The organism is Pseudoduganella chitinolytica (assembly GCF_029028125.1).
GTDB classification, from domain to species: Bacteria; Pseudomonadota; Gammaproteobacteria; order Burkholderiales; family Burkholderiaceae_D; genus Rugamonas; species Rugamonas chitinolytica.
Genome location: NZ_CP119083.1, coordinates 4666827 through 4689625, shown reverse-complemented (window position 1 = coordinate 4689625; position 22799 = coordinate 4666827). Strand labels below are relative to the sequence as shown.

Annotated in this window: 16 protein-coding genes and 1 tRNA gene; 9 read left to right on the top strand and 8 right to left on the bottom strand. The window is 61.9% G+C overall.

The features are described from left to right. Nucleotides 1-36 precede the first annotated feature (36 nt). The 3 genes from pip (at nucleotide 37) to PX653_RS20735 (ending at nucleotide 1991) form a co-directional block, all read left to right on the top strand. Nucleotides 37-993 carry a prolyl aminopeptidase gene (gene pip, locus PX653_RS20745; protein ID WP_277414609.1) on the top strand — a complete coding sequence of 319 codons (957 nt, stop codon included), beginning with the start codon at nucleotides 37-39 and terminating at the stop codon, nucleotides 991-993. 82 nt (nucleotides 994-1075) lie between these two features. Further along, the gene (locus tag PX653_RS20740; protein WP_277414608.1) at nucleotides 1076-1528 is read left to right on the top strand and encodes a DUF2721 domain-containing protein; all 453 of its coding nucleotides are present in this window, start codon (nucleotides 1076-1078) and stop codon (nucleotides 1526-1528) included. A gap of 10 nt (nucleotides 1529-1538) precedes the next feature. After that, nucleotides 1539-1991 (top strand): hypothetical protein, encoded by a 453-nt coding sequence (locus PX653_RS20735; RefSeq protein WP_277414607.1) that lies wholly within the window; start codon nucleotides 1539-1541, stop codon nucleotides 1989-1991. 14 nt (nucleotides 1992-2005) lie between these two features. Here PX653_RS20735 and PX653_RS20730 read toward each other — a convergent pair whose 3' ends face one another. Further along, complete coding sequence (locus tag PX653_RS20730; protein ID WP_277414606.1) at nucleotides 2006-2644, bottom strand: SRPBCC family protein; 639 nt, start codon at nucleotides 2642-2644, stop codon at nucleotides 2006-2008. Between the two features lie 88 nt (nucleotides 2645-2732). On the opposite strand from PX653_RS20730, the gene PX653_RS20725 reads away from it, so the two are divergent. Then, on the top strand, nucleotides 2733-4760 hold the full coding sequence (locus tag PX653_RS20725) for an NADPH-dependent 2,4-dienoyl-CoA reductase (protein ID WP_277414605.1): 2028 nt from the start codon (nucleotides 2733-2735) through the stop codon (nucleotides 4758-4760). Nucleotides 4761-4813: 53 nt separating this feature from the next. Here PX653_RS20725 and PX653_RS20720 read toward each other — a convergent pair whose 3' ends face one another. The 3 genes from PX653_RS20720 to PX653_RS20710 form a co-directional block, all read right to left on the bottom strand. Next, nucleotides 4814-6523 (bottom strand): cation:proton antiporter domain-containing protein, encoded by a 1710-nt coding sequence (locus tag PX653_RS20720; protein ID WP_277414604.1) that lies wholly within the window; start codon nucleotides 6521-6523, stop codon nucleotides 4814-4816. 99 nt (nucleotides 6524-6622) lie between these two features. After that, on the bottom strand, nucleotides 6623-7744 hold the full coding sequence (locus PX653_RS20715; protein WP_277414603.1) for a beta-ketoacyl-ACP synthase III: 1122 nt from the start codon (nucleotides 7742-7744) through the stop codon (nucleotides 6623-6625). 210 nt (nucleotides 7745-7954) lie between these two features. Continuing rightward, the gene (locus tag PX653_RS20710; RefSeq protein WP_277414602.1) at nucleotides 7955-9385 is read right to left on the bottom strand and encodes a S41 family peptidase; all 1431 of its coding nucleotides are present in this window, start codon (nucleotides 9383-9385) and stop codon (nucleotides 7955-7957) included. 475 nt (nucleotides 9386-9860) lie between these two features. Here PX653_RS20710 and PX653_RS20705 point away from each other — a divergent pair, with 475 nt between their 5' ends. The 3 genes from PX653_RS20705 to PX653_RS20695 all read left to right on the top strand — a co-directional run bounded on the left by PX653_RS20705 (nucleotide 9861) and on the right by PX653_RS20695 (nucleotide 16331). Next, nucleotides 9861-12077, top strand: coding sequence for a TonB-dependent receptor plug domain-containing protein (locus tag PX653_RS20705; protein ID WP_277414601.1), 2217 nt, complete (start codon nucleotides 9861-9863; stop codon nucleotides 12075-12077). Nucleotides 12078-12113: 36 nt separating this feature from the next. Continuing rightward, complete coding sequence (locus PX653_RS20700) at nucleotides 12114-14141, top strand: M13 family metallopeptidase (protein ID WP_277414600.1); 2028 nt, start codon at nucleotides 12114-12116, stop codon at nucleotides 14139-14141. Between the two features lie 132 nt (nucleotides 14142-14273). Then, the gene (locus tag PX653_RS20695; RefSeq protein WP_277414599.1) at nucleotides 14274-16331 is read left to right on the top strand and encodes a M13 family metallopeptidase; all 2058 of its coding nucleotides are present in this window, start codon (nucleotides 14274-14276) and stop codon (nucleotides 16329-16331) included. 242 nt (nucleotides 16332-16573) lie between these two features. Here PX653_RS20695 and PX653_RS20690 read toward each other — a convergent pair whose 3' ends face one another. Beyond that, a complete protein-coding gene (locus PX653_RS20690) occupies nucleotides 16574-17158 on the bottom strand; it encodes a c-type cytochrome (RefSeq protein ID WP_277414598.1) in 585 nt (194 codons plus the stop codon). Nucleotides 17159-17427: 269 nt separating this feature from the next. Between PX653_RS20690 and PX653_RS20685 the strand changes: the two genes are divergently transcribed. Together PX653_RS20685 and trfA are read left to right on the top strand one after the other, a co-directional pair. Continuing rightward, nucleotides 17428-17503, top strand: a tRNA-Arg gene (locus PX653_RS20685). Between the two features lie 538 nt (nucleotides 17504-18041). Further along, a complete protein-coding gene (gene trfA, locus PX653_RS28380; RefSeq protein WP_371876361.1) occupies nucleotides 18042-19358 on the top strand; it encodes a plasmid replication initiator TrfA in 1317 nt (438 codons plus the stop codon). Between the two features lie 354 nt (nucleotides 19359-19712). Here trfA and PX653_RS20680 read toward each other — a convergent pair whose 3' ends face one another. The 3 genes from PX653_RS20680 to trbJ form a co-directional block, all read right to left on the bottom strand. Beyond that, nucleotides 19713-20003, bottom strand: coding sequence for a hypothetical protein (locus PX653_RS20680; RefSeq protein ID WP_277414597.1), 291 nt, complete (start codon nucleotides 20001-20003; stop codon nucleotides 19713-19715). A 20-nt stretch (nucleotides 20004-20023) separates the two neighbouring features. After that, nucleotides 20024-21571, bottom strand: a complete 1548-nt coding sequence (gene trbL / locus PX653_RS20675) for a P-type conjugative transfer protein TrbL (RefSeq protein WP_277414596.1) — start codon at nucleotides 21569-21571, stop codon at nucleotides 20024-20026. 321 nt (nucleotides 21572-21892) lie between these two features. Then, nucleotides 21893-22666, bottom strand: coding sequence for a P-type conjugative transfer protein TrbJ (gene trbJ / locus PX653_RS20670; RefSeq protein WP_277414595.1), 774 nt, complete (start codon nucleotides 22664-22666; stop codon nucleotides 21893-21895). Nucleotides 22667-22799: the final 133 nt, after the last annotated feature.

The following is a 22799-nucleotide window of genomic DNA, read 5'->3' as shown; positions in this document are numbered from 1 at the left end:
GTTACAATCGGTGCTCCGATAGCCTGCGAGAGCGCCATGTCCGATCCGTCCGCCTACCTGTTCCCCCCTGTGGCCCCGCTGCAAAGCGGCACGCTGGCCGTCGACGAGCTGCACACGATCTACTGGGAAGAAGTGGGCAATCCGCAGGGCATTCCCGTGCTGTTCCTGCACGGCGGGCCGGGTGCCGGCATCTCGCCGCAGCACCGGCGCTTCTTCGATCCGCGCCACTACCGCGTGATCCTGTTCGACCAGCGCGGCGCCGGCAAGTCGCAGCCGCTGGGCGAAACACGCAACAACACGACCCAGCTCCTGATCGAGGACATCGAACGGCTGCGTGCCCTGTTCGGCATCGAGCAATGGCTGGTGTTCGGCGGCTCGTGGGGCTCGACGCTGGCGCTGGCGTATGGCCAGGCTCATCCCGAGCGCTGCCTGGGCTTCGTCCTGCGCGGCATCTTCCTGTGCACGGCGCTGGAAATCGACTGGTTCATGGATGGCGCACAGTGGTTCCACCCCGAGATCCACGAGGAATTCGCCGCGGGCGTGCCGTACGAGGAGCGGGGCGACCTGCTGCAGGCCTACTACAAGCGCATCATGGACCCGGACCCGGAGGTGTACTGGCCGGCCGTGCGCGCATGGAGCCGCTTCGAGGGCCGCCGCGTGTTCCTGATGCCGCAGCCGGACGAACCGGCCTGCGACACCGTCGACCTGGGCCTGGGCCGGCTGGAAGCGCACTACATGGCCAACCTCGGTTTCTTCGAGGATGACCAGCTGCTGCGCGACGTCGACCGTATTGCCCACCTGCCGGCCGTCATCGTGCAGGGCCGCTATGACGTCATCTGCCCGCCTTTCTCGGCCTGGCGCCTGCACAAGCGCTGGCCCGGTTCCCAGGTGGTGATGGTGCCGGACGCGGGCCACGCGGCCATGGAAACGGGCATCAGCCGGGAGCTCGTCGCCGCCACGGAACAATTCCGCCGCCAGGGCCGCTTCGGCTGACATCTTGGTGTTTGCAGGCTGCCGTGCGCGGCCTGCTACACTGCTGCATCGGGAACACTCAATACACGCGCACAACAAAGTGATGAACATTCAGCTGGGCGATATCGGCCACATCATTCAACTGGCCATCGCGCCCGTTTTCCTGCTGACCGGGGTCTGCACCAACCTGCAGGTACTGATCAACCGGCTGGCCCGCATCATCGACCGCTCGCGGGTGCTGGAGGACCGGCTCGACATCGCTTACAACGACGGCTACCTGAACGAGCTGGACGTGCTGTATCGCCGTTCCCACCTGATCAACTACGCCATCACGCTGTCCACCGCGTGCGGGCTGTTCGTCTGCCTCGTCATCGCCTTGCTGTTCATCGGCGACACGACCAATATCACGCTGGAGAAATACATCGCGGGCCTGTTCGTGGCCGCCGTGTTCAGCCTGATTTCCAGCTTCGGCTTCCTGCTGCGCGAGATCTTCATTGCCTCCGCAGCCATGCGGTCCCAGCGCCACGTGCGCCGGGCCCCCAAAACCAACGAGTAAGCGCTTTATCATGCACGACTATCAACGCCCCCCTACCTTGCACCGCTACGGCCCCCGCAGCGAACTGGACCTGGCCCTGGCCCAGGGCCAGTTCGTGCTGCGTCCGGAAAACGGTTTCCTCACCCTGTCGTTCTCGCAGGCCTGGAGCCATGACCTGTTCGAGCACTTCGGTGCCGACAGCTGCCTGGTGATCCACAACACGGAAGAATTCGGCGAGCGCATCCACCGCGCCGTCCAGCGCACGCTGCCGAACTGGGCCGGTATCGACGGCGCCGTCGAATACGGTACCCGCGCCGCCCTCGGTGCCGCCTTTACGATGGGCGCGCACGATGCGGCCGAACGGGAATGGAAGTTCGCCTGGCGGCCGATGCACAGCCAGGCCAGCATGAATCCGGTCGTGATCCGGGTGGGCAGCCTGGAACAGTTCGCGGAAGTGCGCGGCGCGGACTGGTACCCGTCGTGACGGTTACCTCCTGACTAGGGGGCGATGGCGCCGGCCGCGTGGTGGCGTGCCAGCTCCGTCGCCGGCCCCGGCACCTTGCTGCTGCCGCCCTTGTCGAGGCGCGCCAGCACGGCGCCCATCATGCGTTCGATGTCGCCGCGAATGATGTTCGTGCCCAGGATGCCGGGCACGTAGAAGTTGGGCATCATGCGGCCCGTGTAGATGACGCGGGTACCGCCCGTCTCCGGCACGGGCACCAGTTCCCAGCGCGATTCGTAGTGCTTCATGTCGCCCGAGATCAGGTCGATGTCGATCGAGGACATCGGCTGTTCCGTCGCGCGCACGATCAGGTGGATGGAGCGCGACATGAACAGGAAGCGGGCGGTACCGAACTGCTCGATGATCACCTCATTGCCATTGCGCGACAGGACCCGGCACGACACGAGGTCGGGCACGAATTCCTCCATCCGGTCGTAGCCCGTCAGGATGCGCCAGACGGTGGGCAAGGGCGCCTGCACGGTGCCGTTGGCATCGACTTCGTACATGTGCAGCGCGTCCTGCGTGATGCGCTTGACCGAGACCTGCAGCTTCGGCACGTCGGTGCGTTGCGTCTGCGCGAGCGTCAGCGCAGGTGCCGTGCAACCGATTAGAAGTAACAGCAGGAATCGTTTCATTCTTCCAGCGTAAGGTAACTGGTGGCAGAATACAAGCGCGGCACGCGGCCACCGTTAGGCAGCGCACAAACGACCCAAATACCAGACAATGTCCACTTTTCCCCACCTGTTGGCCCCGCTCGACCTCGGATTCACCACCTTGCGCAACCGCGTCGTGATGGGTTCCATGCACACGGGATTAGAGGATCGCTTCTATAACTACGGCAAACTAACCGCGTTCTATCGCGAGCGGGCGCGTGGCGGCGTCGGCCTGATCGTCACCGGCGGCATCTCGCCCAACCGGCAAGGCTGGCTGCTGCCGTTCGGCGGCACGCTCAATTTCGCCGGCGACGTGTTCAACCACCGCAAGGTCACGCGCGCCGTGCATGAAGAAGGCGGCAAGATCCTGCTGCAGGTCCTGCACGCGGGGCGCTACGGCTACCAGCCGTTCGTCGTGTCGGCGTCGGGCAGGAAGTCGCCGATCTCGCCCTTCAAGCCCAAGGCGCTGACCGAATCCGGCATCGAGGCCACCATCCGCGCCTACGTGCGCACGGCCCGCCTTGCGCAAAAGGCGGGCTACGACGGCATCGAGGTGATGGGCAGCGAGGGCTACCTGCTGAACCAGTTCCTGTGCGCGCGCACCAACCTGCGCACGGACCGCTGGGGCGGCGCCATCGAGAACCGCATGCGCCTGCCGGTGGAGATCGTGCGGCGCGTGCGCGCGGCCGTCGGCGCCGATTTCATCATCATGTACCGCCATTCCCTGCTGGACCTCGTCGAAGGCGGCAACACGTGGGAAGAAGTCGTCACCGTTGCGCGCGCCCTGGAGCAGGCCGGCGTGACGATCCTGAACACGGGCATCGGCTGGCACGAGGCGCGGGTGCCGACGATCGTCACGTCCGTGCCCCGCGCCGCGTTCGCGCAGGTCGCGGGCCGGCTGCGGCGCGAAGTGGGCATTCCCGTCGTCGCGTCGAACCGGATCAATATGCCGGCCGAGGCGGAGGACGTCATCGCGCGCGGCGATGCGGACATGGTGTCGATGGCGCGGCCGTTCCTGGCCGACCCGGAGTTCGTCAACAAGGCGGCCGAGGGCCGCGTCGACGAGATCAACACGTGCATCGCCTGCAACCAGGCCTGCCTCGACCACACCTTCTCCAACAAGCGCGCCTCGTGCCTCGTCAATCCGCGCGCCTGCCATGAAACGGAGCTGGTGTTCCGCAAGACGGCCGCGCGGAGGAAAGTGGCCGTGGTGGGCGCCGGGCCGGCTGGCTTGTCGGCGGCGACCGTGGCGGCCGAGCGCGGCCACGACGTCACCCTGTTCGACGCCGCCGACAGCATCGGCGGCCAGTTCAAGATCGCGATGCAGGTGCCGGGCAAGGAGGAGTTCGCCGAGACCATCCGTTACTTCGGCCGCAGGCTGCAGCTGACGGGCGTGAACGTGCAACTGGGCCGCCGCGTCGCGCGTGACGACCTCGCGGGCTTCGACGACGTCATCGTCGCCACCGGCATCAAGGTGCGCATGCCGGCGATCGACGGCATCGGCCACCCGAAGGTGCTGAGCTACCTGGACGTGCTGCAGCACAAGAAGCCGGTGGGCGCGCGCGTGGCGATCGTCGGCGCGGGCGGCATCGGTTTCGACATGGGCGAGTACCTGCTGCACGATACCCGTCACCCGTTGCCGCTGCCATTGGCGACATGGACGGCGGAGTGGGGCGTCGATCTGCACGCGAGCACGGGCGGCGGCCTGGTGCCGCCGGCCACGCCCGCGCCCGTGCGCCAGCTGTACCTGCTGCAGCGCAAGACCACGAAGCCGGGTGCCGGCCTGGGCAAGACATCCGGCTGGGTCCACCGCGCCGTGCTGGCGCGCAATGGCGTCGTCATGATGGCCGGCGTGACGTACAAGAAGATCGACGACCAGGGCCTGCACATCGAAGTGGGCGGCGAGGAACGGCTGCTGGCGGTCGACAACGTCGTCATCTGCGCGGGCCAGGACAGCCAGGTGGAGCTGATGCCGAAGGAAGGCGAAGCGTCCCACGGCGGCCCGCGCTACCACAAGATCGGCGGCGCCGCGCTGGCAGCGGAACTGGACGCCAAGCGCGCCATCCGCGAAGGCGCCGAGCTGGCCGCCAGCCTGTAACCACCACCACCACCACGGCCGGGCCACGAACTGGGCTGTAGGGGCCGGCCGGCTCAGTGCCCGCCGCTGTGCGGTTCGTTGAACGTCTCCAGCACGTACTTCGTCATGCCGTTGGCGAGTTCTTCTTCGCCTACGTAGACCTTGCCCATCCGCTCGTTGCGCAGCAGTTCGGCTTCCTCTTCGTTGTGCGTGCGCACGACGATGCGGATGTCCGGGTTCAGGGTGCGGGCGATGTCCACCATGCTGCGCACGTGGAAGGTGTCGGGCGTCGCGATGACGAGCATGCGCGCCTTGGCGATATGGGCCTGGATCAGTACCGCCGGTTCGCCCGCGTTGCCTGCGACGGCCGCCACGCCCGCATGGCGCAGCTGGTCGACTTTTTCGCGGTTCTGTTCCGCCACCACGTAGTGGACGCCGTGCTTGTTGAGCGTCTCGGCGATGCGCCGTCCCACGCGGCCATAGCCGACCAGGACGACCTGGCCGGCCAGCTTGGTCGAGGCGGTCGTCATCGGCAGTTCCGCCAGCGGGTCGGCGGGGCGGTCGAACTTCGCGGCCAGCACGCGGTTCTTGCCCAGCCACCGTTCCAGCGGCCCCGTGGCGGCGAAGATCAGCGGGTTCAGCGTGATCGACAGGATCGCGCCCGCCAGGATCAGGCTCTGGCCCTCCTGCGGCATCAGCTTCAGCGAGAGACCCAGGGCGGCCAGGATGAACGAGAACTCGCCGATCTGCGCCAGGCTGGCCGACACCATCAGGGCCGAGCGGGCCGGATAGCGCAACAGGACGACGAGCAGGAAGGCGGCCAGCGACTTGCCGAACACGATGATGGCCAGCACCGCCAGCACCCGCAGCGGCTGTTCGACGAGGATCGATGGCTCGAACAGCATGCCGACGGAGACAAAGAACAGCACCGCGAACGCGTCCCGCAGCGGCAGCGATTCCTGCGCCGCGCGGTGCGCCAGTTCCGACTCGCGCAGCACCATGCCGGCAAAGAAGGCGCCCAGCGCGAACGAGATGCCGAACAGCGCGGTGGACGCATACGCGATGCCGACGGCCGCCGCGATGACGCACAAGGTGAACAGCTCGCGCGAGCCCGTGCGCGCCACTTGCCACAGGATCCAGGGGAACAGCTTGCGGCCGACCACAAGCATGAAGCCGACGAAGATCGCCACCTGGCCCAGCGTGATGGCAAGGGTTTTCAGCAGGCTGGCGTCCGGGTCCGTGCCCGTCGTATCGCCGCCCAGCGAGGGCGCGATGGCCGGCAGCAGCACCAGCACCAGTACCGTGACGAGGTCCTCGACCACCAGCCAGCCGACGGCGATGCGGCCGTTGAACGATTCCAAAATGCCCCGTTCCTCCAGCGCGCGCAGCAGCACGACGGTGCTGGCGACCGACAGCGCCAGCCCGAACACCAGGCCGCCGCCCAGGCTCCAGCCCCACCAGTGCGCCAGCCCCATGCCCATGGCGGTGGCCGCGCCGATCTGCAGGATCGCTCCCGGCAGTGCCACCTTGCGTACTTCCCATAGATCGTCGAGCGAGAAATGCAGGCCGACGCCGAACATCATCAGCATGACGCCGATCTCCGCCAGCTGGCCGGCCAGGTGGGCGTCCGCGACGAAGCCGGGTGTGGTGGGGCCGAGCAGGACGCCTGCGGCCAGGTAGCCGACCAGCGCCGGCAGCTTGAAGCGGGTGGCGAGGAAGCCGAAGACGAGGCCGAGGCCCAGGGCCGCGGCGATGGTGGTGATCAGGCTGACGTCATGGTGCATGCAGGGCGGGTTCCTTCCGGCGTCGGTGACGGAACGGCGGTTGCCATCCCGTCACCGAGTATAAACGGATCGGGCGAACCGCCCTGCAAGCGACGACGCTTACAGCTTTTCGACGACGACGCTGCCGATCGAGTAGCCGGCACCGAACGAACAGATGACGCCGTAGGCGCCGCGCGGCAGGTCGTCCTGGTGCTTGTGGAAGGCGATGATGGACCCGGCGGACGACGTATTGGCGTACGTGTCCAGGATGACCGGCGCTTCCTCGGCCGTCGCGTCGCGGCCCAGGATCATGCGCACGATCAGCTGGTTCATGTTCAGGTTGGCCTGGTGCAGCCAGTAGCGGCTCACCTGCGGCACGTCCAGGCCCGCGTTGGCGATGGCGTTCTTGATCGTCTCGGCGGCCATCGGGCAGACATCCTTGAAGACCTTCCGGCCCTGCTGCTTGAACAGCTTGTCCGGCTGGCCGATGCCCGCTTCGTCGCCGCGGTTGAGGAAGCCGAAGTTGTTGCGGATATTGTTCGAGAACGACGTCTTGAGCTTCATGTCCAGGATCTTGAACTGATGCTTGGACACGGCCGTGTCGGCGGCCTCGATGACGATCGCCGTGCAGGCGTCGCCGAAGATGAAGTGGCTGTCGCGGTCGCGGTAGTCCAGGTGCCCGCTGGTGATCTCCGGGTTCAACACCAGCACGGCACGGGCCTGGCCCGTCTGCACGGCCGTTGCCGCCGTCTGGATGCCGAACGTGGCGGACGAGCAGGCCACGTTCATGTCGAAGCCGAAGCCTTCGATGCCCAGTGCCTGCTGCACCTCGACCGCCATGGCCGGGTAGGCGCGCTGCATGTTCGAGCAGGCCACCAGCACCATGTCGATGTCGGCGGCCGTACGGCCGGCCCGGTCCAGGGCCTGCTGGGCCGCCGCCACGCACATCTCCGCCTGCAGCGACAGCGTTTCGTTGTCGCGCTCCGGGTAGTGCGGTGCCATCCGCTTCGGGTCCAGCACGCCGTCCTTGTTCATCACGTAGCGCGACTTGATGCCGGACGCCTTCTCGATGAATGCCGCGCTGGACGGCTCCAGCGCCGTCGCGGTGCCGGCCGCGATGGCCGCCGCGTTTTCCGCGTTGAACAGCTCGACGTAGGCATTGAAGCTGTCGACCAGTTCTTCGTTCGAGATCGAATGGGGAGGTGTGTACAGACCGGTTCCGCTGATGACGGCTTGTTTCATTGTTAAGCTTTCGTATTCGTTAATAAGCTGAGAAAAAGCAGGAAGGCCGTTTTGACAGGACAGCGCTGGAAACGGCTGGCCCGTCGAAACGGCCTTACTGACAGCCGCGGCTGCCAAAAAAACTAGCAAAATGCACAGGCTCGGATTTTACATCAACCTCGATGGTAAAACGGCGCCAATGCTGGCGCCGTGTTATTTCGATGATGGGGATTATTTGTGTTTCGCCGGCGTGGCCGCCTGCACGATCTGCGACCCGGGCTGCGCCAGCTGCACCGGCAGGCCTTTCAGGTGGTTCAGCGCCTGGCGCAGCTGGAAGTCGTCGGCCGTGCCGTACTCCAGCGGCTTGCGCTTCTTCTCCAGCGCCAGGATGCGCACCTGTTCTTCGAGCTCGTCGCGCTTGTCCCTGGCCGCTTCCGCCTCGCGATCGTTGGACAGGTGTTTTTCCAGATCCGCCTCGCGCATGCGCAACGCGTTCAGGCCGTCGCCATCCGGGTATTCGTTGACGTTCAGGTCCGGCACGATGCCTTTGGCCTGGATCGAGCGGCCATGCGGCGTGTAGTAGCGCGCCGTCGTCAGCTTCAGGGCCGTGTCGGCCGTCAGCTGGCGGATGGTCTGCACCGAGCCCTTGCCGAATGTCTGGCTGCCGATGATCGTGGCGCGCTTGTAGTCCTGCAGGGCGCCAGCCACGATCTCCGAGGCGGATGCGGAACCCGTGTTGACGAGCACCGCCAGCGGCACGCGCTTGACCGCTTCCGGCAGGCGCGCCAATGCATCCGTATCGCTGCGCAGCGAATAGTACTCGGGCCGTGCGTAGTAGATTTCCTTCGAGTCGGGCAACTGGCCATTGGTGGAGACGACCGGCGCATCCTTCGGCAGGAAGGCGGCCGCCACGCCGATGGCACCCTGCAGCACGCCGCCCGGGTCGTTGCGCAGGTCCAGCACGAGGCCCTTCAGGTTCGGGTCCTGGCGGTACAGCTCCGTGATCTTGGCGGCCAGGTCGTCCACGGTGGGCTCCTGGAACTGCGCCACCCGCAGCCAGCCATAGCCCGGCTCGACGATCTTGCCCTTGACGCTCTTCTGGTGGATTTCCTCGCGCACGAGGCTGAAGGTGAGCGGTTGCGGCTCGTCCTTGCGCAGCACCGTCAAGGTCACCTTGCTGTGCGGCTCGCCGCGCATGCGCTTGACCGATTCGTCCAGCGACAGGCCTTTCAGGGGCGTCTGGTCCAGCCGCGTGATCAGGTCGCCGGCCTTGATGCCGGCCCGGTAGGCCGGGGAATCCTCGATGGGGGAGACGATCTTGATGTAGCCGTCGTCGCTCTGGGCGATCTCGATGCCCAGGCCGACGAACTTGCCCTGCGAGCCTTCGCGCAGTTCGGCATAGGCCTTCTTGTCCAGGTAGGCGGAGTGCGGGTCGAGCGAGGCCACCATGCCGGAGATGGCTTCGGTCAGCAGCTTCTTGTCGTCCACCTGCTCGACATAGTCCGATTTGATCAGGCCATACACGTCGGCCAGCTGGCGCAACTCTTCCAGCGGCAGGGCCGGCTCGGCGCGTTGCGCCAGTGCGGAGAACTGTAAGGAAACGGCAACGCCGGCCACGACACCCAGGGCGACCAGCCCGGAATTCTTCAGTTTCTTGCCCATGTATCACCTTCAAATGCGAGGGCGGCCGCTCGGCCGCCATGCGATTCAGTATAAACCCGATTTTCAAAGGTTGCGCTGGCTGATCCTTGAAATGCGCGGCCTTTGCCACGCCCATTTGTCTAGCCCGACAGGCAACCCTGCCGGCATGCCCACGTTACGGTTATCGACGACTTGTATGACTTACGTTAATGAGCGTAAGTAAATGTAAGAAAGGCAGAAGTGGTCCGGCCACCGCCCTACACTGGCCTGGTATTTCTCTCTACCCTGAAGTGGTTTTGGCCTGCGCTCCCCGCGCAGGCTTTTTTTTGCGCGGGCCATCCCGATCGGCCTCGGCTGGCGCTGAACGAGTAAGCCAACAGCAGCAAAAGTATCGAAAAGTAAAAAACGCCGCGGCGACGACGCCGGCGGCCAGGGCGGCGCTTACAATGCCAGCGCGGCAGTTTCGTCCGCCGCGCGACGTCCGACTTCGATACCCATGAATCAACTGACCCCTTTTGCCTGCGCCGTCCTGCTGGGCCTTGCCGGTAATGCGATCGCCCAGACCGATCCTGCCGCCGACAAGCCGACCACCACCACGACCACGACCACCGACACGACCGACAAAGTCGTGCCCCAGGTGACGATCACCGGCGGGCGCCAGACGGAAATGGACGCGCGCCGCAATTCGACCGCCGCGAAGCAGATCTACGGCCGCGAAGAACTGGACCGCAACGGCGACACCAATCTCGGCGACGTGTTGAAACGCCTGCCCGGCGTGACGATCGGCGGCCGTCCGGGCCGCGGCGGCGACGTGCGCATGCGCGGCCTGGGCAGCGGCTACACGCAGGTGCTCGTCAACGGCGAGCGTCCGCCGGCCGGCTTCTCGATGGAGTCCATCTCGCCCGACCAGGTCGAACGCATCGAGGTCATGCGCGGCCCCGTGGCGGAGCACAGCACGCGGGCGATTGCGGGCACCATCAACGTGGTGCTGCGCGAGGATTACGTCCAGCGCGACAACCAGCTGAAGGTGACCGACTCGATCGAATCGGGCCGCCATTCGCCGGAGCTGTCGATCACGGTGCCCGGCAAATCCGGCGCCTTCGGCTACTCGCTGAACGGCTCGATCCGGCAGAACCGCCAGCATGACGAGGGCCGCACGCGTAATGTCGATACGCGCGACGACGGCACCGTCACGAAGGACCAGCAGGTCAGCGACGAAAGCGCCGGTTCGGGCAAGTCGATCCACCTGGCGCCGCGCCTGTCGTACAAGTTCGACAACGGCGACACGCTCAATTTCCAGCCCTTCCTGATGTATAACCAGCGTGACAGCGGTTCTTCGTCGACGCTGGTGCAGGCCACCGGCATCATCGCGCCGGAGTACAACTTCGCCGAGCAGCAGTCGCACAACGACAGCACATTCCTGCGCGGCTTCGGCAACTGGGTGCACAAGATGGACGGCAACGCCAAGCTGGACGTCAAGTTCGGCTTCGGCGCCGGCAGGATGGACAGCGACTCGCTGCGTAACCAGTACGACACCGCCGGCACCCTGCTGGACCGCTTTACCGACACCGACAAGACGCGCGACCGCAGCATCAACACGGGCGGCAAGTACACGCGGCCGCTCGGCGCTGGCCACCTGCTGTCGGCCGGCTGGGACCTGGAAGCGAGCCATCGCGAACAAACCCGCGTCTCGCTGGACAAGAACGGCAACGCGCAGTTTGCCGACTCGGGCGACAACCTGACGGCCGATACGCGCCGCGTGGCCCTGTTCGCGCAGGACGAGTGGGACGTCACACCGCAGTTCGGCATGTACGTGGGCCTGCGCTGGGAAGGCATCCGCACCACCAGCGACCGCAGCGCCGGCACGGTGAAAAACACGAGCAGCGTGTTCTCGCCCCTGCTGCACGGCGTGTGGCGCATTCCCGGCTTCGAGAAGGACCAGCTGCGTGCCAGCCTGACGAAGAGCTACAAGTCGCCCAACGTGCAGGACCTGATCGCGGCGCCATTCCTGTCGCGCCTGAACAGCGCCACGCGCCCGGATCGCAGCGGCAATCCGGACCTGAAGCCGGAACTGGCCACGGGCCTCGACCTGGCCTACGAACACTACATCGGCCGCAGTGGCATCGTCAGCGCCGGCGGCTTCATCCGCGACATCGACAACCTGATCCGCCGCGAGCTGACGTTGCGCGATACGGAGCTGGGCCCGCGCTGGCTGTCCACGCCGGCCAATATCGGCCACGCCCGCACCAGCGGCATCGAACTGGAAGCGAAGTTCAAGCTGAACGAACTGTTCGCCGACGCGCCCGACATCGACGTGCGCACGAACTACAGCCGCTTCTGGTCGCGCGTGGACGGCATCCCCGGACCGGACAACCGCCTCGACCAGCAGGCGAAGCAGACGGCCAACCTGGGCCTGGACTATCGCCTGAAGGCGGTGCCGCTGACGGTGGGCGGCAGCTACAACTGGACGCCGAAAGTACGCATCCAGACCAGCATCGAGCAGGTGGTGGAGACGGGCCAGAAGCGCGCGCTGGACGTCTACGCGCTGTGGAAGTTCGACGCCCGCACGCAACTGCGCATCGCGGCGGCCAATGCCCTGGCCGAGGATGCACCGGGCAGCAACCTGGTGTACGCTAATGGACTGGCATCGCGGGCCGATTCGGTCAACCCGACGTTCGTGGTGTGGAGCGCGCGGCTGGAGACAAAATTTTAAGCCGGTCCGGACAAAACTGATATTGAAAGCGGTAACGTGAAACGACACCTCATTTCCCTCTCCCTGATCGCGGCGTTTGCCGCCACGGCAGCCCATGCGGCGGACAGTGCGGCCATCTCCGGCATCGACACGCAGTACATCGATCCGAGCGTGCGCGCGCAAGACGACTTCTTCGTGCACCTGAACGGCAAGTGGCTGAAGACGGCCGAGATCCCGGCCGACAAATCCAGCTGGGGTTCGTTTGCCAAGCTGCGCGACGACACGCTGCCGCAACTGCGCGACATCGTCGAGGAACTGCAGAAGAAGAAGGGCCTGAAGGGCGACGAGCAGAAGATCGCCGACCTGTACACGAGCTACATGGACGAAGCAAAGCTGGACCAGCTGGGCGCCAAGCCGCTGGCCGGCGAGCTGGCGCGCATTGCCGCCGTCAAGGACAAGAAGGCGCTGCCCGGCCTGATCGCGCACCTGACCCGCATCGGCGCACCGACACCGTACGCAGTGCGCGTCTCCCAGGATGCCCGTGAATCGATCCGCTACGCCGCCTACATGGCGCAAAGCGGCCTGGGTCTGCCGGACCGCGACTACTACCTGAAAAAGGACGACGCCAAGCTGGCGGACGCGCTGGCGAAGTACGAGCAGCACGTGGCCAAGGTGTTGACGCTGGCCGGCGCCAAGGACGGCGCCGTGCAGGCCAAGGCCATCGTCGCGCTGGAAACGGCACTGGCCGAAGCGCAGTGGACGAAGGTCGAGAACCGCGATCCCGTCAAGCGCTACAACAAGATCGCCATCGACAAGCTGGCCGAACTGGCGCCGGGCTATGACTGGAAAGCCGCGCTGGCGGCATCGGGCATCGCCGGCAAGACGGACTACGTGATCGTCATGCAGCCCAGCTACCTGCAGGGCTTCGACAAGCTGGTGGCGTCCACCGACCTGGCCACCTGGAAGTCGTACCTGACGTGGCACCTGCTGCGCGATGCGTCGCCGTACCTGTCCAAGTCGTTCGCCGATGCGCACTTCGCGTTCTACGGCACGGTGCTGACGGGCGTGACGGAACAGCCGCCGCGCTGGAAGCGGGGCGTCGGCGTCGTCGAGGCGGCGATCGGCGAAGGCATGGGCAAGCTGTACACGGCGAAGCACTTCCCGGCCGACCGCAAGGCGCGCATGGAAAAGCTGGTGCAGAACCTGCTGCTGGCCTACAAGCAGAGCATCGACACGCTCGACTGGATGAGCCCAGAGACCAGGAAGGAAGCGCAGGCCAAGCTGGCCAAGTTCACGCCGAAGATCGGCTATCCGGACAAATGGCGCGATTACAGCAAGTTGAAGATGAACGCGGGCGACCTCCTGGGCAACCTGCGCCGCGCGGCCGAATTCGACTACCAGCGCAATGTGTCGAAACTGGGCCAGCCGATCGACCGCACCGAATGGGGCATGACGCCGCAGACGGTCAACGCCTACTACCGCTCGACGGCCAACGAGATCGTGTTCCCGGCCGCGATCCTGCAGCCGCCGTTCTTCGATGCGCGCGCGGACGACGCGGTCAACTACGGTGCCATCGGCGCCGTGATCGGCCACGAGATCAGCCACGGCTTCGACGATTCGGGCAGCCAGTCCGACGGCGACGGCAACCTGCGCGACTGGTGGACGGCGCAGGACCGCGCCAACTTCAAGGCCAAGACCGACGCGCTGGTCAAGCAGTACGACGCCTACAGCCCGCTGCCGGGCTACAACGTCAACGGCAAGCTGACCCTGGGCGAGAACATCGCCGACAACTCGGGCCTGGCCATCGCGTACAAGGCCTACAAGCTGTCGCTGAACGGCCAGCCGGCCCCGGTGATCGACAACCTGACGGGCGAGCAGCGCTTCTACATGGGCTTCGGCCAGGTATGGCGCTCGAAGATGCGCGAGGCGCAGCAGATCGTCCAGGTGAAGACCGACCCGCACTCGCCGGGCCAGTTCCGCGCCAACGGCACGGTCGTCAACCAGCCCGGCTTCTACGAAGCGTTCGGCGTGAAGGAAGGCGACAAGCTGTACGTCAAGCCGGAAGAGCGCGTGATCATCTGGTAATACACGTAAAGCAGCGCGAGTCAAAAAGGCCACAAGCGTGGCCTTTTTGTTATGCGGCCATTGGGCCATATGCTATTGTCGGTTGCCGGCGCTGACCGGTCATACCACTGTCATATATAAGAGGGAAATATCTTGAAACGACATCTTCTGAGTGCATTAACGCTGAGCCTGTTGGCCGGCGTCTGCGGCATTGCCGGCGCGGCCGACAAGGCCCCTGCGAGCAAGGTCGCAACCGGAGCGCTGGCCTCCGGCATTGCAGTCGAGTATATCGAGCCGTCCGTGCGGGCGCAGGACGACTTCTTCGTCCATACCAACGGCAAGTGGCTGAAGACGACGGAAATCCCGGCCGACAAGTCGAGCTGGGGTTCGTTCGCCAAGCTGCGCGAGGACATCCAGCCGCAGCTGCGCGCCATCATCGAGAACGCCGCGGCCAAGGCCAAGGATGCGGACCAGCAGCGCATCGGCGACTTCTACGCCAGCTTCATGGACGAAGCGCGCGTGGGGCAGCTGGGCGTCACGCCGATCAAGGCCAATTTGGCGCAGATCGCGGCCATCGCCGACAAGAAGGAATTGCCGAAGCTGATCGCGGAATTCAACCGCCACGGCGTGACCGCGCCGATGGGCTTCGCCATCCACCAGGACAACAAGGATTCGACCAAGTACGTGGCCGACTTCTTCCAGGATGGCCTGGGCCTGCCGGACCGTGATTACTACCTGAAGAAGGATGATGCCAAGCTGGCGGAAGCGCTGACGAAGTACGAGCAGCACATCGGCAAGATGCTGACCCTGTCCGGCGACGCCAAGGCTGCGGACAACGCCAAGGCCATCGTCGGCTTCGAGACGGAACTGGCGAAGATCCAGTGGACGAAAGTGGAGCTGCGCGACCCCGTCAAGGCGTACAACAAGTACGACATCGCCAAGGTCGGCGAATTGATGCCGGGCTTCGACTGGAACGCCTACCTGGCCGCCACGGGCGTGCAGGGCAAGGCGACGTACGTGATCGTCAGCCAGCCGACCTACTTCCAGGCGCTGGACAAGCTGCTGGCCGCCACGCCGCTGGAAACGCTGAAGGCGTATGCGCAGTGGCACGTGGTGCGTGAGGCGGCACCTTACCTGTCGAAGCAGTTCGTCGACACCAACTTCGAGTTCTACGGCACCGTGCTGTCGGGCGTGACGGAGAACCGTCCGCGCTGGAAGCGGGCCGTCAGCGCCACCGAAGCGGCCGTCGGCGAGAGCATCGGCAAGGTCTACGTGGCCGAGCACTTCCCGCCGGAGCACAAGGCGCGCATGGAAAAGCTCGTCAACAACCTGCTGGTCGCGTTCAAGCAGAGCATCAACACGCTGGACTGGATGACGCCGGCCACGAAGAAGGAAGCGCAAACCAAGCTGGCGAAGTTTACGACCAAGATCGGCTACCCGAACAAGTGGCTGGACTATTCGAAGCTGACGGTCAAGCGCGACGACCTGCTGGGCAACGTGCAGCGCGCCACCGAATTCAACTACAACAAGGAGTTGAACAAGCTGGGCAAACCGATCGACCGCGACGAGTGGCTGATGACGCCGCAGACCGTCAACGCCTACTACAACCCGGAGATGAACGAGATCGTCTTCCCGGCCTCGATCCTGCAGCCGCCGTTCTTCGATCCGAAGGCCGATGACGCGGTCAACTACGGCGCCATCGGCGGCGTGATCGGCCACGAGATCAGCCACGGCTTCGACGACCAGGGCGCCCAGTACGACGGCGACGGCAACCTGCGCGACTGGTGGAGCGCGGCCGACCACAAGAACTTCAAGGCCAAGACGGGCCAGCTGGTGGCACAGTACAGCGCCTACAGCCCGCTGCCGGGCTACAACGTCAACGGCGAACTGACCCTGGGCGAGAACATCGGCGACAACTCCGGCCTGGCCGTGGCGTATAAAGCCTACAAGCTGTCCCTGAAGGGCAGGAAGGCGCCAGTGATCGACGGCCTGACGGGCGACCAGCGCTTCTACATGGGCTGGTCGCAGGTGTGGCGCATGAAGATGCGCGAGCCGGCGCTGATCCAGCAGATCAAGACCGACCCGCACTCGCCAGGCCAGTACCGCGCCAACGGCACGATGCGCAACCAGCCGGGCTTCTACGAAGCCTTCAAGGTCAAGGACGGCGACAAGATGTACCTGCCGCCGAAAGAGCGCGTGATCATCTGGTAAGAAGCTGCGGGGCTGTCCCTTGCCAGGGACAGCCCCGCAAGCCCTGGCACGCCAGCGGGGACATTACGTGAAAACTCCAGCATGAGCGCCAGCGGCCCTCGCTTGGGGTCTGTCCCAGCATGGGACTGACCCCGGTTTTAATCCGCGGCCGCAGCGTTCCGGGGCCTGTCACAGGGGTCTACTGCCTGCTCTGCCAATAAAAAAACCGCTCCAACGAGCGGTTTTTTTTATCCAGCCAAACCTCAACCCTTCGGAGGCTCCGCCGCCGGCGCGGCAGCCGGCGCCGCAGCATCCCCACCAGCCGCCGCGGCAGCAGGCGCCGGCACTTCCGGCTCCTTGAACTTGCCGCCCGACTGGTTCGCCATGAACACGACGGCACGTGCCACCTCGACATCGTCCAGCTCCGGATTGCCGCCCTTGGCCGGCATCGCGCGGATGCCCTCGATGGCATGCTTGACGATGGTGTCGTAACCCTGGGCGATGCGGGCGCCCCACGAGCCGGCGTCGCCGGTTTTCGGCGCACCGGCGACACCGGCGCCATGGCAAGCCTGGCAGGTCGACGTATAGATGGCTTCGCCCGTCTGCAGCACTTTCGGTCCGCTGGCATCCTTGAAGGTGAAGCCCTCGTCCGCGACGGGTTTCAAGCGCCCCGCAATGGCTTCCGGCGACTGCGCGGTCGAACCCGCACCCGGCAGCTTCTGCTGCGTGACGTATTGGACAAGGAGGATGATGCCGAGGGTGACGACGAGGAAGAAGCCGATGACTGCGACGATCAGCTGTTTCGGGGTGCGGATGGCGGATTGATGTTCGTGATGTGCGTCGCTCATAATTTCCTTAGTACAAGTTGCTGAGCCGGTGGCCAGTGTTAATCTTATGACATCAGGGATGGCTGACTTCTCGCCGAAAAGCAACCGATTATAGACTCAAAACTATACAGGTTGGAACGTAATTGAAGCATAGGCAAGACGCCCTATTGACGGGCTGTTGCACCTGCTGCGCCAAGGCAAAATCCGTGTCTCCGCGCGCACGATAGGAAAAGTTGTGCTTTGTGATAGACGTGGCCGAGGAAAGCCGGTATCCTTCGGTTCTCTCTCGTGCGGCTGTAGCTCAGTGGATAGAGTATTGGCCTCCGAAGCCAAGGGTCGCTGGTTCGATCCCAGCCAGCCGCACCATTTTTTCCCTTCTAATCAATAAGTTATGCGCTGCGATATGTTGCGGTGTTTAGCAGTTTGATGCATTTTTTGGCACACTGACTGTGCCAAACTTGTGCCAAGTTTCTTTTCTCTAATTTCTAGCACGCTCGAGATACTGCATCGCATTGCAGGCGATTGCAAGCGAAGGTATAGGCACATGTCAATTTGCCTATCTGTGCAGTCATGTGCACTGTTGTTTTCCAAAATACGCTATGATTTCAGCACCGTGCTGAGAGCGTGTGAACGGCCCCGAGACAAAAGCAAAGCGACCAGGTAGCGTAGCCCGCAGACCTGTCGCCACGAAGCGAGGGCCACGTATCGTTCAGCGGTTCATCTTCTAAAGCGGAAGGAGGATGAATAGGAAAGGATGCCCTAGGCAATCGCCTGCGAGAGGCTCACCGCCGGTCAGAATGAGGCCGGAGTCAAAGTGTGAGGCTTCCAGGAGAACGGAAACACGAGGGGGACAACCCCGCTGTAGGTTTTCCATAGCGAAGTTGGTCGAGCAGCCTTTGGCGTAATGTTCTCGTCCCAACTGGAAAGCGTGCAGCCCCGCAGACTCATTCGACTCCGACGGTCTCTGACCGGTCGGGTTCGGAGACGTCTTGCCATGCAAACCTTACTTTCCGTTGAGCAGTTATCAGCTTGCCTTCATAAATCTGTCGCAAGCATTCGTAGCGATGTAACGCGTAATCCCCAGGCGCTGCCGCCGATATGCCGACTTCCCGGCACCAAACGCCTTTTATGGCGCACGGAAGATGTCGAATGCTGGCTCGCAAAGCATGTTCTATCCCCCCTCCAGCGCCGGCTTTGCCATTGGATACGCCAAAACGTGGCCGTCCTCGGAAAACTGAGCAGACCACTACAGCGGCTAGCACTGCACCGCCAGCAGGCGCCTCTTCGACGCGCCGGACCCGGGGGCATAGTCATGATGCTCGAGGGTCTTTCCAAACGAATCACAGAGCGCGCGCTCGCCGCAGGCTCCCGCATGCCCCCTTGGCCAGAGACTGTGCGTGGCGTTCCCAACGGAGTTCTACGCTCTGCCTTGTTCGGTGCGATCGGCCGTTGTAAGCGTGCTCGACTGGACCGGGAGCTGATTGCATCGGTTGAGGGGGTTGTAATATGGTACTCAGGGATGCAGCTCGATCAAACCGATCTGGATGTATGGGAGGGGATCTTGCACTTATCGCGGAATGCCGACTTAGTTCAACCAATTCAGTTTGGCGCCAGGCAATTTCTGCGGCTAATCGGCCGCGGCGGACCCAATGGCGATAGCCTTGGGAAGGGTGATCGCAAGTGGCTCAAGAGCGTTGTCACGCGGCTAGCTGGTGCAAATGTTGAGCTTCAACAGGGTCCATATACCTATATCGGCTCGCTCATCAATGAGGTCCTTTTAGATGATACCAATGGACAGTACATGCTGACTCTTAATCCTCGCATGAGAGTATTATTCAGCCGCGACGCCTATACAGGGGTGGATTGGACAATCCGACGCAGCTTGCAGGGATATCCGTTGGCTCAGTGGCTTCACGGCTACTACTCGACACACGCACGTCCATACCCTCTTAACGTTGACACCCTTCACTCGCTTTGCGGGAGCAAGACGGGCGCTTCGGCGAAGACGGAGATGGCAAAGGAGCGAGCCTTAAGGTGCTGGCGTACTGCGACCCTTGAGCCAGCGCTTCAATTGCTTGAGAAAGCGCACAACGATTGCGGACAATATTTCCGTAGCAAAATATCGCCTGGAGGTCTGGTGACCGTAGAACGGACACCGACTATTGCTCAGAAAAAGCACCTTCAAAAGCGCGGCCAATATCCACTCATGTTCAGGGGATAGAGTCTGCAGGGAGGGGGGGACAGGATGGGCAGGTGGGGGGATAGAATGTGCCACAACGGGGGATAGCATCCCCAAAATCCGGGATAGAGTCTACATTGTCCACAGCCCATACCACTGTAAGTATCTGTTTTGATTGCGAATTTTCTGGCATTGAAAATCACCTAATCGATTTAATCTATTCTTAATCAATGCTTTTCAAGATCTCTAGTGCGGCAGTTTCTAAACATTTTTACTCCAAGGTAAAACCAGTTAATTGACAGTCGCCTCGAAAATGAGGTTTCTTGCGCCTTCAATTCTCCAAAATTAGTAGCCGTTGGTTGGCTGAGATTAAACCGATAATTGATCCTAGGAAAGCTATATAGCAGAGTACCCACTGGAAATGTGAATCAGATTTTCTGTCTCGCCCTTAGATTCCATCGAGAGGTCGCTTACTTTCTTCCTAGCGTCGGCCATATCAGCTCTCGGCACTGGCCCGCACTGGAAGCGATAGACCAACATCGTATTAACCTCCATGATGGTATCGAGGATTTTCACAGCCTCGCTGTATTGACCAAGGTTAAACGAAGAAACATCATCGTCGATCATGTTCAATGCGTACTCCAGAACGTCGACGTACGAAGCAAATTTTTCAATACATGCATCCATGATTAACTCTCCTGATTGGATTAGTCAAAGACCGATTTGCCACTTGCTGCAGTTAATGAAGTATTCGATTTAGCTCCACTATTATTGCCCATATCGTTACTTGCCGGCCGGTTTACAAATTCTGCTATTTCGGATTCACTTTCGCTATTCATACCACCGGTTTTGGTACCAGCCGACAAGCTGCTTTCATCGAACTGGGCGGTCCCCGTAACTCTGCCGGTCTGTTCCCGCGATTTGATCGCGGTCGCGATCTTGCCGCCTGTAGTTTCGCCAATCCGGTCCATGGCCGACTCGCTCACTTCAGACACCTTAGCTTTCGCGACGTCCCATGTCCCTTGCGCCAGGCCTGCTGCAGTACCCCCGACAACCTTACCAACCTTTGCAGCCATCATCGCAACCCCTGATTTTGCTTCACCCGGAGCGCTATTTTTACCCGCACTTCCCTTGGCGTTCGATTTGCCTGTTCGTTGACTTGATCCCGTCGATGCGCGGGTTGGCGAGTCACCAGCCGAGCTGCTCGACCCCATACCAGCGTGGCCAGCACTACTTGAAGAAGCGCTGTCCATGTCGCCCATCGCTGCCGCCAGCGAACTTCCACCCACGCTACCGCCACCGCCAGATTCCCCACCACCGCCACCGGCAGCAGCCGTAAGAGCGCCGATTCCACTACCACCACTACCGGCGCCTTCCGTTGCGCTCGCCTTGGAAAATGCAGCCATAAGAGCTTGGGCACCACCCGCAGCACTGGCAGCACCGGCTAAGCCAGCTCCTACGGCAGCGGCACCTCCTGTCGCAACGGTTGATGCAGCCATTGCCATACCGCCCATAAGGGTACCCACCCCCACTCCGGCACCAGAGCCACCGCCAGCCAACGCGGCCATGCGACCAGGTATCTTGTGGATCAATAAAGCCAAAACGGCACATACACAAAAAACCACCAGCAGCTCATAGAGAGATGACCCGTCCAGATTGGCGTAAAAACCGCTGATTAAACTCGTTGCAATGCCCACTAGCAGGGTAATCGTCATCAATTCCATCCCGACGCCTAACATGGACCTGAAATAGCCAATTGCCATATCAGAAGTCCACCGTGAGCCACCGAACCCCAGGATGAAAATGCCTGCATATGCCATTACCCATGCATTTACCAAGGTGATAAGAATATTTGCTGCCGCAACGCACATGCAAAGCAGGATAATCGTCGACACGATTACAATAGCGAGATTATCAATGGGGTGCACCCAGCTGAGCGATGCGAAAGCCTTTTTAACGATATTGAGACCAATAGAGATCGGACTTGACGGAGTTAAATTCTCTATGCCGATAGGACTCCCAGCCGCGCGCGCCCCAATCTCTTGCATCGAGCTAATAATAGCAACAGCCATTGCTGGGCCATTCGATAGTAGCCACCAAAAAAACCCCGTTGTTATCGTAAACTTTACAAACTCAGCAAAAAATTCTCCGATATCTGCTTTTCTCAAAGCCATCATGCCAAACGTCCAAACCATGCTAATGGTAACAAGCATCCAAAACAACCAAGTGGCATAACCAGTAATCACGGCCCCCATGCAGAGCTAGATGTATAAAACCGCAGTGTCACATCGTTTAAAACGCCCCCGCCACTTGGAGGTGCGGCTAATGCCGGAAAAGCGATTAGGCCGAGGAGAACCAAAAATATTAAATTTCGGCAAACGCGGTTGTTCATTTACTGCCCCTTGACTTTGGTGGCTCGGAATCAGGCTTGGCCCATTGATCTTCGGTAGGATCACTAGGTGGCGGAACCCGATACGTATCTTTTAAATGCATCTGACGTTCCGCCTCGGCGTCGGTTCTATTGCCACAACCCGATACGGCAAAAATGATCGCCATAATTGATATGGGATTTTTCATCAATGCCACCTATCCTCAGTCGGATCAGACGGACCAGGGGCTGCAAATCGCTTGTCACTCGCCGCCTGCTGTTTTGCTTCGTTATCAGAAAGTGCCTGATTGCGAGTAGCAATGATATTTTGTTGGGCTATCAATAATCCGCGAATTTGTAAAAGTTGATTAGATTGATGGCTTGCTAGCTGATTGGCGTACCCGATAGCCTGTAGTTGCCCCTCCGCTCCTTGCGCAGAGGATTGAAGGCGTTGTAGCTGCGATGCATCCGATTCTAAGTTCTGCTGTTGGGTTTTTAACCCGCGGAACAAAGAGTCATTCGCTCGCTTTTTCGCCTCTGAGCCAAATACCTCAGTTGCTTTCATTGCTTGCCATTCTGCTGCTGTGCAACCGTCCACGGAATAACATGGCGAACTTCGATAAGCAGCCATATCTCTAAAACGGGCAAGATATGCGTCTATACTTCCTAGGCTGTTCTGGTAATAGTCAAGAGTATCAATAGCACTACGCAAGCGGTTCATTGTAGTAGTAGCGTCATCCCAAAGTTGCGTGGATGGTTGTAATGTATTCTTCAGTTGATTCTCATACTGCTGAAGCTGAAGCTGAACTTGATACTGTTGAATCTGTTTGAGAGTTTGCGTAACACTCTCAAAGGCGGTCATCAAGTTTTGGCTTAAATTTGCACCATCAATAACAGGAACGCCGGCATGAGTAGGTAATGCTGTTGCAGTTAAAATAGCGAAAAATTTAGCAGCTAAAGTTCGTCTTACCGATTTCTTCATCTTGGTCCCCTATTCATAAGATTTATTGCGACTGTTGTTAGCGAATCTGCTGTCGAGTAGTCTTGCCACAGACTCAACCGGGAAATATACGCGTCGGCCGATGTAAACCTTTGCAGCACTGATGTCTTTCGCC